Origin of the sequence: Holdemania massiliensis AP2, from assembly GCF_000327285.1 — a bacterium.
Taxonomy (GTDB): Bacteria; Bacillota_I; Bacilli_A; order Erysipelotrichales; family Erysipelotrichaceae; genus Holdemania; species Holdemania massiliensis.
The window spans coordinates 161732-176118 of sequence record NZ_HE998570.1; the positions used below are offsets into that span (position 1 = coordinate 161732).

At 49.0% G+C, this 14387-nt stretch carries 15 protein-coding genes; 12 read left to right on the forward strand and 3 right to left on the reverse strand.

What is annotated here, in order from left to right; all coding sequences use genetic code 11:
- Positions 1-150 precede the first annotated feature (150 nt).
- The 3 genes from BN162_RS14940 to BN162_RS14950 all read left to right on the forward strand — a co-directional run bounded on the left by BN162_RS14940 (position 151) and on the right by BN162_RS14950 (position 3766).
- Positions 151-906, forward strand: coding sequence for a hypothetical protein (locus BN162_RS14940; protein ID WP_020225934.1), 756 nt, complete (start codon positions 151-153; stop codon positions 904-906).
- Between the two features lie 174 nt (positions 907-1080).
- The gene (locus BN162_RS14945) at positions 1081-2550 is read left to right on the forward strand and encodes an alpha-amylase (RefSeq protein WP_020225935.1); all 1470 of its coding nucleotides are present in this window, start codon (positions 1081-1083) and stop codon (positions 2548-2550) included.
- Positions 2551-2692: 142 nt separating this feature from the next.
- Positions 2693-3766: a DUF4261 domain-containing protein gene (locus tag BN162_RS14950; RefSeq protein WP_020225936.1), complete on the forward strand. Its 1074-nt coding sequence runs from the start codon at positions 2693-2695 to the stop codon at positions 3764-3766.
- A gap of 220 nt (positions 3767-3986) precedes the next feature.
- On the opposite strand, the gene BN162_RS14955 is transcribed toward BN162_RS14950, so the two are convergent.
- Together BN162_RS14955 and BN162_RS14960 are read right to left on the reverse strand one after the other, a co-directional pair.
- Positions 3987-4847: an HAD family hydrolase gene (locus BN162_RS14955; protein ID WP_020225937.1), complete on the reverse strand. Its 861-nt coding sequence runs from the start codon at positions 4845-4847 to the stop codon at positions 3987-3989.
- A gap of 91 nt (positions 4848-4938) precedes the next feature.
- Positions 4939-5484 carry a CYTH domain-containing protein gene (locus BN162_RS14960; RefSeq protein ID WP_020225938.1) on the reverse strand — a complete coding sequence of 182 codons (546 nt, stop codon included), beginning with the start codon at positions 5482-5484 and terminating at the stop codon, positions 4939-4941.
- 95 nt (positions 5485-5579) lie between these two features.
- Here BN162_RS14960 and BN162_RS14965 point away from each other — a divergent pair, with 95 nt between their 5' ends.
- From BN162_RS14965 to BN162_RS15005, 9 genes are all read left to right on the forward strand, one after another.
- Positions 5580-6293, forward strand: a complete 714-nt coding sequence (locus BN162_RS14965; protein ID WP_020225939.1) for an HAD family hydrolase — start codon at positions 5580-5582, stop codon at positions 6291-6293.
- A gap of 149 nt (positions 6294-6442) precedes the next feature.
- Positions 6443-7228, forward strand: a complete 786-nt coding sequence (locus BN162_RS14970; protein ID WP_020225940.1) for an NAD kinase — start codon at positions 6443-6445, stop codon at positions 7226-7228.
- 223 nt (positions 7229-7451) lie between these two features.
- Positions 7452-8858 (forward strand): sulfatase, encoded by a 1407-nt coding sequence (locus BN162_RS14975; protein WP_020225941.1) that lies wholly within the window; start codon positions 7452-7454, stop codon positions 8856-8858.
- A complete protein-coding gene (locus tag BN162_RS14980) occupies positions 8836-9435 on the forward strand; it encodes an NUDIX hydrolase (RefSeq protein WP_020225942.1) in 600 nt (199 codons plus the stop codon). Before BN162_RS14975 ends, BN162_RS14980 begins: the two co-directional genes overlap by 23 nt.
- Complete coding sequence (gene msrA, locus BN162_RS14985; protein ID WP_020225943.1) at positions 9432-9935, forward strand: peptide-methionine (S)-S-oxide reductase MsrA; 504 nt, start codon at positions 9432-9434, stop codon at positions 9933-9935. The genes BN162_RS14980 and msrA overlap by 4 nt, the downstream gene beginning before the upstream one ends.
- 262 nt (positions 9936-10197) lie before the next feature.
- Positions 10198-10641 carry a C-GCAxxG-C-C family (seleno)protein gene (locus BN162_RS14990; protein ID WP_020225944.1) on the forward strand — a complete coding sequence of 148 codons (444 nt, stop codon included), beginning with the start codon at positions 10198-10200 and terminating at the stop codon, positions 10639-10641.
- Positions 10642-10676: 35 nt separating this feature from the next.
- Positions 10677-11000 carry a hypothetical protein gene (locus BN162_RS14995; protein ID WP_020225945.1) on the forward strand — a complete coding sequence of 108 codons (324 nt, stop codon included), beginning with the start codon at positions 10677-10679 and terminating at the stop codon, positions 10998-11000.
- A 4-nt stretch (positions 11001-11004) separates the two neighbouring features.
- On the forward strand, positions 11005-12021 hold the full coding sequence (locus BN162_RS15000; RefSeq protein WP_020225946.1) for a hypothetical protein: 1017 nt from the start codon (positions 11005-11007) through the stop codon (positions 12019-12021).
- Positions 12022-12096: 75 nt separating this feature from the next.
- Positions 12097-12747, forward strand: coding sequence for a vWA domain-containing protein (locus BN162_RS15005; RefSeq protein WP_020225947.1), 651 nt, complete (start codon positions 12097-12099; stop codon positions 12745-12747).
- An 86-nt stretch (positions 12748-12833) separates the two neighbouring features.
- Here BN162_RS15005 and BN162_RS15010 read toward each other — a convergent pair whose 3' ends face one another.
- Positions 12834-14198: an aldehyde dehydrogenase gene (locus BN162_RS15010; protein ID WP_020225948.1), complete on the reverse strand. Its 1365-nt coding sequence runs from the start codon at positions 14196-14198 to the stop codon at positions 12834-12836.
- Positions 14199-14387 lie beyond the last annotated feature (189 nt).

Here is a 14387-nt window from a genome sequence, read left to right on the forward strand (position 1 = left end):
AAGCACTTTTGAATCCCTATCTATGATATACTAAAGTCAGTCAAAAATATTTAAATGAGTATACGCGCGTTTGATCCGTATTTAAAAGACGGGCACGATTGCAACTTAAATTCAGTACAGGAAAAGCGTGATTAAAAAGGGGGAATGATGATGAAGAAAGGGAAGAAAATCAAAGTGCTGCTTCTGATCTTTGTCCTGTTGATCCCTGTTTTAATGAAAGCGGCAGAGCGGCGGATACTCTGGAACACCCGTTCTTTCAGCGCGTATATCAGCAATTATTATCAAACGTCGATTGTCGTTGAAAAGTTTAAAGTCCGACATTTCTTTGAACGTTATACGGATGTTGAATATGTTGCCTATACATCTCAATATCCTGAAAATAAGTGGATCGATTCCATGCAGATCGACTGGCAGGATAAGAGTCTATATCAACCAAGAGAGTATTTAAAGGATCATTTGCTGAATCCGGCAGCTTGTGTCCAGCAGGCTGAATCATTGACCGTAAAAGTTCGGCCGGAAATTCAGAGCATATTTAGTGATTATGCGCTCAAGCTGTATGTCCAGCCGATTTATTGTGATCACTTCGAGGACCTGTTCCAGGATACAAAATTTGAGTGCTGTATGAAAATTTATATAGCCTTAGAAAATGCTCATTTTTTCTCTGATGAATCCTTTGCTTCTGAAATGAAGCAATTTAAGGAATGGATCGAATGGGGGAAGGAAACGAACAATCGCCAGAAAATCATAGTGGACTATGTAATCTATAGTGTGGACGATCTGGACAGGATACAGAACGATTATTTCCTGATGCTGAAAACGTATGAGAATACTGCTTATAAAGCGTTTTATGATAAAGCGGATTTGGGTTTTATTGATTTTGAAGTGAGCCGTGTATTGAAGCCGTAAAAAGAAAAAAAGCGAAATTGAGGCAATACACGTCCCCCCCTTTCTGATCCCTCGTTTCAGCAATCGCAAGTAAAAAAAGAAACGCTAAAGGCTTTCTTACGATTCTATGAACTGTGAATCTGCCGCAGTGATTTATGATAAAGTAAGCTTATTCTACGAAAGAAGGCGGACGGATTGAAAAATAAAACACTGCTGCAGGCGTTTGAGTGGTATCTGCCGGAGGATCAGCAGCATTGGAAGCGTTGTGCGGCGATGGCGAAAAGCTGGGCGGAACTGGGCTTTACCGGGGTCTGGCTGCCGCCGGCTTATAAAGGAACCGGTGGGAAAAGTGATGTCGGTTATGGCGTGTATGATACCTATGATCTGGGAGAATTTGATCAGAAAGGGACCATCGCTACGAAATATGGAACAAAGACAGAATATCTGGAAGCCGTGGCAGCTCTGCATCAGGCGAAAATGGAAGTCTATACCGATATTGTGCTCAATCATCGAATGGGAGCGGACAGTCAGGAGGAAGTGCTGGCAGTACAGGATGCGGTGGAGAACCGGACGCAGACGATTGCTGACCCGCGTCCGATTCAAGCCTGGACAAAGTTTACGTTTCCAGGCCGTAAAGGGAAATATTCCGACTTCACCTGGAACTGGAGTCATTTTGACGGAACCGATTGGGACAGCGATTGGAAATACAGCGGGATTTTCCGTTTTGTCGGAAAACAATGGGATCAGGAAACGGATGGTGAAAACGGCAATTACGACTACCTGATGGGTGCTGATCTGGATCTATCCAATCCAGAGGTGATTGCCGAACTGGATCGCTGGGGACGTTGGTATTATGATACGGTCAAGATGGATGGCTTTCGTTTGGATGCCGTGAAGCACATGGATTTTACATTCTATACACATTGGCTTGAGGAGCTGCGCCGTTACAGCGGCCGTTCGTTAATGGCGGTGGGCGAATACTGGAGCTGGGAGCTGGATAAGCTGCGGCACTATCTTGATGTCTGTGGACATTGCATGCAGTTGTTCGATGTTCCTTTGCACTATCAGTTTGTTCGGGCAGCGACCAGCAATGCTCAGTTCGATATGCGGGAAATTCTGAATTCGACGCTGGTTCAGTCCGAGCCGGAGTCCGCGGTTACATTTGTGGATAATCATGACACCCAGCCTTCCCAAGCACTGGCCTCCTGGGTTCCGCCCTGGTTTAAGCCGTTGGCGTATGCGCTGATTTTGTTTCGCAAGGAAGGGGTCCCCTGCGTTTTCTATGGCGATTTAGTTGGAATTCCGCATGATCGCATTGCCCCGGTGATGGGCTTAAAGCGCATGATCCAGGCCCGTAAAGATTATGCCTATGGGCAGCAGCGGGATTATTTTGATGATCCCAACATCATTGGCTGGACCCTTTCTGGGGAAGCGGATCATCCCCATTCTGGCATGGCCGTAATCATGAGTGATGCCCCCGGCGGGACAAAGTGGATGGAAGTCGGAAAGGCGCTGGCCGGCAGTACCCTGCGGGACATGTTGATGAATCAGACGGATACCGTTGTACTGGATGAAAATGGCGGCGGTTGTTTTCCGGTCGGCGGCGGCAGCGTGAGCGTATGGGTGCTGGACGAAGCTTACGACGCCCTGACGCTGAAATTATAAACAACGAAGAAGCAAAAAGGTTTGGATATAAAATCAGAATTCAGGATCAGAAGCTGAGAAATCCGCTTGGTGAAAACGGGCGGTCATGATATTCTAAAAACAGAAGGACGCCTGGATCAGCCGGGCGCAGGAGGAAGTCTGAATGAATCAAGCAGAAGCTGCACGCGAAGCCATGGCCGAATGGCTGGCCGATGAACACGAGCTGGGAAAGCTGCCCGCACAGATCGAGCTGACCGATGAATTTGATCTGCACGATCTTCACTATTACGTTTTCCGTTATCAGCCAGAGTCCGCAAATACCGATTGGCTGCTGGGCGTTGCGGGTGGTTATGAAAAGGACGAGTTGGAACATTGCGGACATGTATTCAGTGAAATGGAAGTCTATAACCCGGAAACAGCAGTGGATCAGGCAATTCAGCTGGTTGAACAGGTTCGTGCCTACTATATGAAGGAAGCAGAGGAACAGACCGAAGGCAACGGACCGTTTGCGGGTTTTGTCCTGTTAAGCGAAGCGGCCTGGGATCCGCAAAAGCTGGCGGCAGACCTGCGCAGGGATTGGCAGATTGAGGCTGCGGACTTACCGAAGGACAGCAGCGAGCCGTTGGTTTTTGAAGTGGAAGGCATGACGGCGGCGATCAGTTTGATGCCGGCTCCGATTCCAGATCAGGAAGCAGAACGCAATGCTGAAACGAATTATCTGTGGCCGCAGGCCGTGGAAATGACGAAGCAGCATCAGGCACATCTGTTAGTCGCGGTTTTAGGCCAGGAACAAACCGCCATTGAAAAGGCCTCCTTGTTTACAAAGCTGTGCGCCAGCTGCTGCCGACAGGCCGCGGCGCTGGGGGTCTACACATCCGGCACCGTTTTTCAGCCGGAAATGTATTTGGAAGTGGCCATGATGATGAACGATGACGAACTGCCATTATTGGATTGGATTTACTTTGGTCTGTACCGCAGTGAAAAAGGCATGTGTGCCTATACCTATGGCATGCGGATGTTTGGAAAACTTGAAATGGAAGTGCTGGACAGTGCTGCTTCACCACAGGAGCTGCGTGATTTCCTCTATGCGATCGCTGGATATGTGCTGGATCAGGATGTAACGCTTAATGATGGCGAAACGATTGGCTTCAGCGCTGAAGAAAAACTGCCGATCACTTGTGCTGAAGGCCGTTCCCTGGATCAGAAGATGCTGCAAATCGGCTATCAGCCGGCTTGATCTGCCAGTTTTGGTTTAGATTGAAAAAAATAATTAAAGTTCAAATAAAATAAAACGCTTATCAGTCTCGGAGAAAAACAGGAGCTCAGAGAGAGGATAAACGTTTTCTTATGCAGTAAATTTGAATAGAAAATGAAGTTCATAAAAACTGGAAAAATGACCCGAGCATCAAGTCTTAAATAAAGCTCAGTTTCTTCATGGATGGAGAATGAAAGGGAACTTATAAAAGATTCAGGTTTTCCAGCTGCTCCTGTTCATTTTCTTTTATAATGAGGTCGATACACTCGGCCACCGAAGAAACGATGGTCTTCGCTTTGGCCTGAATGTCCGGGCGGGCATGGCTCATGCAGTAGCTGTGCGGGATCATCGCAAACATTTCAAAATCATTCTCGGAATCCCCGACGACGGCAACCTCATCCAATCCAATACCGGTCAGTGCCGCGATCTTGGCAATACCGGTGCCTTTGTTAGCGCCATCCTTTAAAATGACAATCGAATAGGGACTGGTCTGAATGATTTGATACCGGCCGAAGAACTTCCGTTTTAACATGTCCTTATAATAATCAACGCCCACTTCCTGCTGGAAGTGACAGAAACAGGCAGTGATGTGCGTGTGATGCGGATCGCGGATATACTCGGCGATGGATTGATCTAAGACGCGGCGGCAGTCGCGGATTCGCTGCTTGGGATTGAGCTTGTATTCCATGGCCTGCTCTCCAAACGGATCCTCAAAAATATAGTCATTTTCCTGGGTTACCACAAGAAAGCGATGCTCATAAGCACTGTCGGAAAAAACATCCAGCAGCGTGTCAATCTCATCGTGATCGAAATCAGTCTGATAAATAAACTGGCCGTTCAGGCGGATCGAAGCGCCGCAGATGCCGACCGTATCGAAAACCAAGTCAGCACCGTAATGCTGAGGCAGAAAGTTCACGGAGCGTCCGGTGGCAATCGCGAACCGCACGCCCGATTCCTGCAGTCTGCGGATCGCCGCGCGGTTTTCCTCGCTGACGCCGCGGGTCAGTACCGGCGGGATGTATAACAACGTGCCGTCCAGATCGGAGAATAAGATCTTGATCACAAATATCACCTCTTATTCTATTATATCAGGAATTGATCTGATTTCTTTTCCGCTTTGTTAAATATGCCGAAAAAAGAAGGAAAAGAGCGAATTATTGATCCAAAACGCAGCGCGCATATTTGGAACGTTTGTTTTCCTGATAGGTCAGTCCGGCCTGTTCAAGCAGATTGAGGAAAAAAGCTTTGCCGACCTGCGGATCCCCGGTGACTTCAAATTCGATTTCATAATCGCTGCGGCCGTTGATCAGGCTGTGATCCATACATAATTCACCGCAGGGATAAATCCGCAGATGCCGATGCGTGGTCATGGCACCGCAGACATGCACCGGCAGGGTAAGCCCCAGCGATTGAAACAAAGTACGGATTTCGGGATGCTGAAAGGCTTCCGGGCTGTTTTCCGGCAGCTCCATTTCAATTTCCCGCACGCCCTCAGCCTGAGGAATCTTCATCGTAAAAACATGCTTGCCCTGAACGTCGCGGATGCGCATGGCAATCCGCTTCAAGGTGGAGCTGGGCGTGCAGTCATAATACACATTGGTCTGGATCAGGACGCGGTCTACGCCCACCTGATCCCGCAGCTGATTGAACTCCTGCTCGCTGACCAACATTTTATATTCAATTTCAAGATTTTCATTCATTGGAAAGTTCACCTCTTCCCTGTATGATATAATAAGGGAGCAGAAAAAGAAAGGAAAACCACCGTGATCGAATACGGGTGGTGCTAGGAAACCTCATGAGTCAACGACCGGCTTTGATCTGGGATTTTGATGGAACCCTTGCTTATCAAGAAGGAAAGTGGTCGGGTGCGATGATCGCCGCGATGGATGAGCTTGCCTGCGGTCATGGCTTAACATTAAGCGATGTCCGGCCCTTGATGAGCAGCGGATTTCCCTGGGATCAGCCGGATCGGCTGCATCCTGAATTGTGTGATCCTCAAGCGTGGTGGGATTTTCTTGAAACGTATCTGGTACGGGTAGCGGTCGCATTGGGAGTTCAGCCTGAGCTTGCTGGAAAGATTGCGAAACGGGTGCATGCCGTGCAGGCTGACAGCCGTTCCTATCACCTGTATCCGGATACCCTGTCAACGCTTGTCAGCCTGAAAGAACAAGGATATCGAATGGTTATTCTGTCCAATCATGTTCCGGAGCTGCCGCAGATTGTGCAGGATCTGGGATTGACGGAGCTGTTTGCGGCTGTTCTGGGATCGGCGCAGACGGCTGTGGAAAAACCGCATCCGCAGGCTTTTGCGCTGGCCAGGGAAGCCTTGGGAAACCCGGCATCCGCTGTGATGATCGGCGATAATCCGAGAGCGGATGGCTGGGGTGCTTATCAAGTGGGGATTCAGCCGCTGATCGTGCATGGTTCTTCCGCGACACCGTTTTGGCAATGCGATCAGCTGAGTGAAATTGAAGCCTTGCTGAACTGTAAAGTTTCAAATACGGAATAAGAAGAAAGCGGTTGTTTTTGTGAAGTCCTCATAGAGAAACATTTGGGGAGAAAGACGACCTGAAAAGCAAACCACAGCCAGGGCTGAGCTTAGACCGACTGAGTTTACTGTCTGAAAAAAAAGAAACAGCGAAGAAAGCGAGAGAGAATATGAAGCAAACATTTGCGGTCGTTCATCGGCCGGATGAAACCTCCCGGCAGCTCAAAAACGAGCTGGCTGCGAAGCTGAGCGAAAAAGGCTGGGCAGAAGATGAAAAACAGCCGGATCTGGTTTTTGCGATCGGTGGGGACGGAACCTTTTTGTATGCCGTTCACGAATATCTGGATCAGCTGGAAAGCGTCAAATTTGTCGGGATTCACAGCGGAACCCTCGGGTTTTTCTGTGATTACCGCTGTGACGAAATGGATCTGTGCGTTCAGGATGTTACGCATCGAAGTCCGCAATGTGAATCTGCTCGGCTGCTTCAGGTGACGGTTCGCGGTGAGAATCAGGAAAAAACGGTCTACGCCTTAAATGAAATGCGGATTGAAAACGTAACGAAAACGCAGTTAATGGACATTGACATCAACGGTTCGTTTTTTGAAACCTTCCGCGGAACGGGTCTGTGTTTGTGTACGCAGATCGGCTCTACCGCGTATAATCGTTCGTTAGGCGGCGCTGTGATCGAAAGTGGTCTTCCGCTTTTGCAGCTCAGTGAAATTACCGGGATTCATCATCGGGCTTACCGGTCCCTGGCTTCGCCGCTGATCCTGCGGCCGGAGTCGGTGATTCGGCTGCGTTCTGCCAGCTTTGAAGGGGCCTTTCTCTGTTATGATCATCTGTGCTTTAATTTAAATGCGGAAACGGAAATTGAAGTGCTGCAAAGTCAGAAACAGGTTCAGATTGCACGCTATCGAGATTTGGCCTATCTGCAGCGGCTGAGAATTTTGTTTTAATCTGAAAAATTAAGCTGGGATCGATGCGATCAAGCGTTCAATAAGAATTAGGATTCTTTCCCCTCGATCGGTGGGAAGAGGAATCACGAAAAACAACAGGAAGGGCAGTGGCGGGCAACGAGATATTGCTAACCCCCACTGACATGAAGTCAATCAACGTGTCGAAAGACGGAGCGTACTCTGTTCAATGATTGAGCGTGAGTGGAAACAAGGAGGAAAAGTGATGCAGCCCAATGTAATTATGATTTTAATCGACGACCTGGGATGGATGGACTTAAGCTGCCAGGGCAGTTCCTTTTACGAAACGCCGAATATCGACAAGCTGTGTGCGGAAGGGATGGCTTTTGATCAGGCTTATGCGGCCTGTCCGGTTTGTTCTCCCAGCCGCGCCAGTATCTTAACTGGAAAATATCCGGCACGCTTAAAAGTAACCGATTGGATTGATCATGAAAACTATCATCCATGCCGGGGCAAGCTGATTGACGCCCCCTATGTGAAAGAGCTGCCGCTCAGTGAATTCTCGCTGGCCAAGGCATTTCAGGAAGCGGGTTATCAAACCTGGCATGTGGGAAAATGGCACCTAGGGAAAGCCGCCACTTATCCGCAGTTCCATGGCTTTGATGTCAACCTCGGCGGAAGCTGGTGGGGACATCCGAAGAAAGGCTATTTCAGTCCGTACCACATGGAAAATCTCAGTGATGGTCCGGAAGGGGAATATCTGACGGATCGGATCAGCTCCGAGGCAATTTCGCTGATTCAGCAGCGGGATCGGCAGCGTCCGTTTTTCCTGAATCTCTGGCATTATGCGGTCCATACGCCGCTGCAGGCCAAAGCCGAGGATATTGCCTATTTTGAAGCGAAGGCAAAGCGCATGGGTCTGGATCAGCAGGAGCCGTTTGAAATTGGGGAAGCCTTTCCGATCATGCAGAAAAAGAACCAGCGTGTTACCCGCCGGATCATCCAATCCGATCCGGTTTATGCAGCGATGATCAAGTCCTTGGATGATGGAGTAGGCCGCCTGATGGAAACACTGAAAGCGGAGGCGCTGGATGAAAATACGATCGTGATCTTTACGTCCGACAATGGCGGTCTGGCCACGGCAGAACATTCCCCAACCTGTAATTTTCCACTATCCGAAGGCAAGGGTTGGATGTTTGAAGGCGCGGTGCGGGAACCTTTATTCTTCCGCTGGCCGGGGAAAATCGCGGCGGGCAGCGTAAGTCATGCGTTAGCGACGAGTCCGGATTTTTACCCGACCTTGCTGGAGCTGTGCGGTCTGCCGCTGCGCCCTGAGCAGCATAAAGACGGCATGAGTCTGGCACCGGTGCTGCTTCATCCAGAAACGAAATTGGACCGCGGGCCGATTTTCTGGCATTATCCGCACTATGGCAATCAGGGCGGAACGCCGGGATCTTCGCTGCGCTGCGGAAAATGGAAATATATTGAATTTTATGAAGATCAAAGCGTGTGGCTGTTTGATCTGGAACAGGACATTTCGGAAGTTCATAATGCAGCGGCGGAACATCCCGATTTAGTGAGTCAGTTCCACATCCTGCTGCATAACTGGCTGGACGAAGTGGATGCAGAATATCCAAAGGAGAATTCAAATGCAGAACAAGACATGGCGTGATGCGATCCGCAGTTATATCCCGTTCAATGAGCAGGAAAAAACCGACAAGGAACAGTTTTTGAACTATCTTGACATGGATAACGTTTTGACCCGGGAAAATGAGGAAGCGCATGTTTCTTCCTCGGCCTGGGTGATGAACGAAGCGATGGATCAGGTTTTAATGGCGTATCATAACATTTATCAGTCGTATTCCTGGCTGGGCGGACATGCCGACGGGGAATCGGATCTGTTTGCGGTGGCGCTGCGGGAGGCCAAGGAAGAAAGCGGGATCACGGAGCTGACGCCGTTTTCTCGGGAAATCCTGGCGCTGGATGTCCTGCCGGTACCCGCGCACACGAAACATGGCAAGCCGGTCAAGGCGCATGATCATCTCAACGTGACCTATCTGTTTATTGCGCCGACGGATCAGAAACTGACCGTCAAAGCGGATGAAAACAGCGCTGTGGCCTGGATTCCAGTCGAGGATCTGCCGCAGGTGGTCAGTGAAGCACTGATGCTGCCGGTTTATGCCAAGCTCATCCGCCGGGCACGGCAGTGGAAAGTGGAAAAAGAACAGGGAAAGGAAGCGGAAGAATGAAGGAAATCGTTGTCGCCGGCGGGTGCTTCTGGGGCGTTCAGGAGTATTACCGACGCTTAAAAGGCGTTGTTAAAACCCGTGTCGGTTATGCTCAGGGAACTTTGGAAAATCCCGTCTATGATCAGGTAAAGCGGCAGATCAGCGGTCATGCGGAATGCGTGTGGATTCAGTATGATGAAAATGAGCTCTCTCTGCCGCAGCTGCTGGATCACTTATTCAGAATCATCGATCCGACTTCGCTGAACCGACAGGGCAACGATGTGGGAACTTCCTATCGTACCGGCATTTATCCGGACAATGAGGAAGACTGGATTACTGCGAGACAGTTTGTGGCTGAACGGCAGAAGTTCTATGATCGTCCAATTGTCACTGAGGTGCAGCGGTTAGTCCGCTTTTATGACGCTGAAGAAGAACATCAGGACTATCTCGTGCACCATCCGCACGGCTATTGCCACGTTGATTTCTCACGGATCCTTCCGCAGGAGAGGAAAGCGAAATAAGGCCGGACGCACGTTGGAGCTTACAGGAACTTAAAGGAAAACGAAGATCAAAAGGAATTGCAAATCCGAAGGAGGACGAAGATGGGCTGCTTGTTGCGAAGCGGACAGAATTCACCAGTGGGGAGGATGCAGTTCCTTTTATTTCAGGAAAAATAAACTTGGAAGATGGAATTGCCTTAGTTTTCTGTCATAGCGTCAGGAATTTTCCTTTTCAAAGTACAGGAACTTCGGTATCATTAAGAAAAAGCAGGAGGAATGGGAAATGTTGAAAGAACAGGCGCTTCACTATTATGAACAGGGATATAATTGTGCGGAAAGCTTGGTTTATGGAACCAATGCCGCGCTGAAACTCAATCTGGATGAAAATGCCTGTCATCTGATGGCGGGGCTAGGCGGCGGGCTGCAGGTTGGCGATGTCTGCGGAGCCCTGACCGGCGCTGTCTGCGCGTTGGGATGTTTGATTGTCAAAACCAAAGCGCATGATTGTCCAGAATTAAAACCCCTGACCCAAGCCGTTGTCGAACAGGTGCGGACGCGCTTGGGATCGTTGCGCTGTGATGAAATTAAGCCGCGTCTTTTTCGACCGGAACGCCGTTGTGCAGCGACGGTTGAAAACTGTGCGGATGTTCTGGAAGCGGTTCTAATGGAAGCTGGAATCCTGACTAAAAATGGGCAGAATCCAGACCAGACAACAGATCAGCTTTGATCGAAACACCGAATTTCAAGAGAGGGAGAAAAACAATGCGCATTCAAGTTCATTTGCCTTATTTGCTTCTCATGCTGCTTAACTTTACTCTGCTTCCGCTATTGATTCGCAATACCGGCATGGCGATGGTCATGATGCTGGTGGGCATGCCTTTGATCACGCTGATCATCGCGGCTGCCCATGCCCGCAAAGCAGGGGCCGTAACGGCTTTTGCATTGGTTACAGGTCTGCTTTTTCTGCCTGCGATCTTCCTATTCTTTAATGAAAGTGCCTGGATTTATTGCCCGGCTTACGCGCTGATCGCGTTGCTTGGCGGAGAGCTTGGAAAACGAAGAACTTCGATCAGCGAAAGTGAGTGAAAGGATGCCGTTTGAGATTGTAAGCAAGGAGTCAGGGCTGATCCATGCGGATGCCCTTATCCAGTATGCAGGTCCTTTTGATCAGCATGACAGGAAAATAGAACAAAACGTAGGCAGGACTCAGCGGCTTAAACAGGCTGACGCGCCGCTTCTGATTTTTGTATGGGAACAAAGCGATCCATGCAACCAAGGCGAGACGCTTGCGCAAAGCTATAAACAAGCGTTAATGGAAGCCGCGGAGGAAAACTGTGCCTCGGTGGTAATTCCTTTTCCTGAGCTTGAATTGAGCTCAGAAGCTCAGGCTATAATCCTGCGAAGACTGATTGGAACGATCAACGAATTTCTGATGAATCATGAAATGAGTGTGACATTGGCCGTTGACCGCCGGCAGACCTGGGAGCTTTCTGCTTCTTTGCTGACGTCAATTCAAAGCTATATTGACGAACGCTATATCAGCGATCTGTCCATGTTCTCAACGGGGCAGATGTTTGCAAAAATGAAAAACTTCATCGCTCCTCTGGAGGAGGAGCAGGAAGAGGAAACGGTTCAGGATGGATGGGAATTGAATGAAACCATTCTGAGCGATATGGAGCCCGAAACAAACGAACAGGATTTTCAGCGGATCGGGAAAACTATAAAACCCCGGTCATTAAGCCAGCTGCTTGCTCAACGGGAAGCGTCTTTTTCCCAGTCACTGCTGCGGCTGATTGATGAAAAAGGAAAGACCGATCCTCAGGTTTATAAAGGCGCTAACATTGACCGCCGATTGTTTTCAAAAATCAGGACTGAGAAAGATTACCGTCCAAGCAAAACCACCGCGCTGGCCTTAGCGATAGCACTGGAACTGAATTTAGACGAGATAAAAGATTTAATCGGACGGGCAGGCTACGCGCTGACCCATGCCAGTAAGCTGGATATCATTGTCGAATACTTTGTGGTACAGGAAATCTATGATATCACGCAGATTAACGAAGTGCTGTTTGCCTTGGATCAGCCGTTGTTGGGCGGCCGTTCCTTTTAATGATCATTGTCGCTTTGAATGCGACCTTTGCGGATTCGTTTCAGGTTAAACTGAAAGCACAAAGGAGGCAAGACGATGAAAGCGGCGACAGAAATTGTTTTTATTTTAGACCGCAGCGGAAGCATGGCAGGATTGGAAAGCGATACGATTGGAGGGTTTAACGCACTCATTGAAAAGCAGAAACGACAGGGAAGTGCGGCACGGATCTCGCTGATTTTATTTGATGATCAGACTGATGTAGTTTTAGATCGAGTTCCGATCATGCAGGTGGGAGCCTTGAGCGAGGATGAATATTATGTCCGCGGCTGTACTGCTTTACTGGATGCGGTGGGCAAATCCGTGACGCATATTTCCGGACTGCATCAGTCCATGAAAAAAGAGAACCGACCGGAAAAGACGCTGTTCATTATCACCACGGATGGAATGGAAAATTCCAGCCAGGAATATTCCCTATCTCAGGTTAAAAATCTGATTGAAAAACAGAAAGAGCGGTATCATTGGGAGTTTCTCTTTCTGGGCGCGAATATTGACGCGGTCAAGACTGCGGACTCAATGGGGATTCGTGCGAATCGTTCAGCGAATTTCCATGCGGATGAGAAAGGACTCATGAAAAAATTTAAAGCAATCGATTCGGCAATATCAAAAATTCAGGGTATGGAAGAACTAGATGACGATTGGGCTGCAGAACTGAATGCGGATTATGATCAGCGTAAGAAAGGTGAATAATATTCCCTGCAGTGAAACGATTGAAAATGAAAAAACGGCAGATTGACGCTGCCGTTTTCTTGTGATTAAAGCATGAAGAGAGATGTTTACTTCATGAATTGGCGAAGCAGTTTGGATTTCCAGGGAGCAACTGGCTGATACCGGACAGGCAGATCCATCCAGGTTGACTTGTCCACGATGCTTTTGGTATGGGAGAAAGCTTTAAAGCTGGAAAATCCATGATAGCCACCCATGCCGCTCTGTCCCACGCCGCCAAACGGCATCGCGGAGGTTGCCAGATGAATAATCGTATCATTGATGCAGCCGCCCCCAAACGAACATTCACGCAGGAAGCGATCCTGATGTTTTTGGTTTTCACTGAACAGATAGGCTGCCAGCGGTTTTTCCCGCTGTTCGATAAACCGCAGCGCTTCGCTGAAATGGGTGTAGGAGAGAATCGGCAGAATCGGGCCGAAGATTTCTTCCTGCATTAAAATGGAATCCGGTTCCGGTTCATCGACCAGCGTTGGCATCAGTTTGTGCTGATTCCAAAGACCGCCGCATAAGATTGGCTGACCAGCCAACGCTGCGGATAAGCGTTGTTCATGTTTTTCGTTGATAATCCGCGGATAATTCTCATTCAATGTTGGATTTGTACCGTACTGACGGTGGATCTCAGAGCGCAGAGCTTCAATCAACGGCGCTTTGACCCGCTGATCCACCAGAATGTAGTCCGGGGCCACGCAGGTTTGACCAGCATTGAGCAGTTTGCCGAAAACAATCCGCCGGGCAGCCCGCTGAATATCGGCTGAAGCATCCACCAGGCAAGGGCTCTTGCCGCCTAACTCCAGCGTCACCGGGGTCAGCCACTTGGCCGCCTGTTCCATCACCAGCCGGCCAACCTGAACGCCGCCAGTGAAAAAGATCGTATCAAAGCGCTGTTGAAGCAATTCGGAATTTTCTTCCCGGCCGCCTTCAATGACAGCGATGTAGTTTTCATCATAGATGGTGCCTAACAGCTCAGCGATCAGGTGTGAGGTTGCCGGGGCATACGCGGAGGGCTTGACAATCGCACAGTTGCCGGCAGCAATCGCTCCAATCAACGGACTCAAAGTCAGCTGGAAAGGGTAATTCCAGGGCGCCATGATTAACGCGACGCCATACGGCTCGGCCAGGGTAAAGCTGACCGCCGGAAATTGGGCGAGCGGCGTCGGCACACGTTTGGGTTTCATCCACTGTTTTAAGTGTTTTTTGGCATAATTTAATTCTTCAAGGACGATCCCGATTTCGCTCATATAGGATTCAAAATTGGACTTGCCCAGATCTTGTTTCAGGGCTTCCATGATTTCCAGTTCATGATCCCGAATCACACGCTGTAATAAGGTCAGCGCTTCATAACGAAACGCATAGCTCAGCGTCGCATGGGTCTTAAAGTAAGTTCGCTGGTTTTCGACACAGGTTTTAATTTCCATGATGTCTATCCTCCTGTTTCTCTTATTGTATCACGAAGTTGGAAATGACAGGTGAAAGAAATGGAAGATCATTGCAATCGGAGAATGGCAGACAGGCAGAATTTTCATCGAAGCGTGCGTTCACTATGGGGCAGGGACAGATTGTATCACCCATTTTGCAGATCGATAGTTAGCGGAAAGAGAAAAACT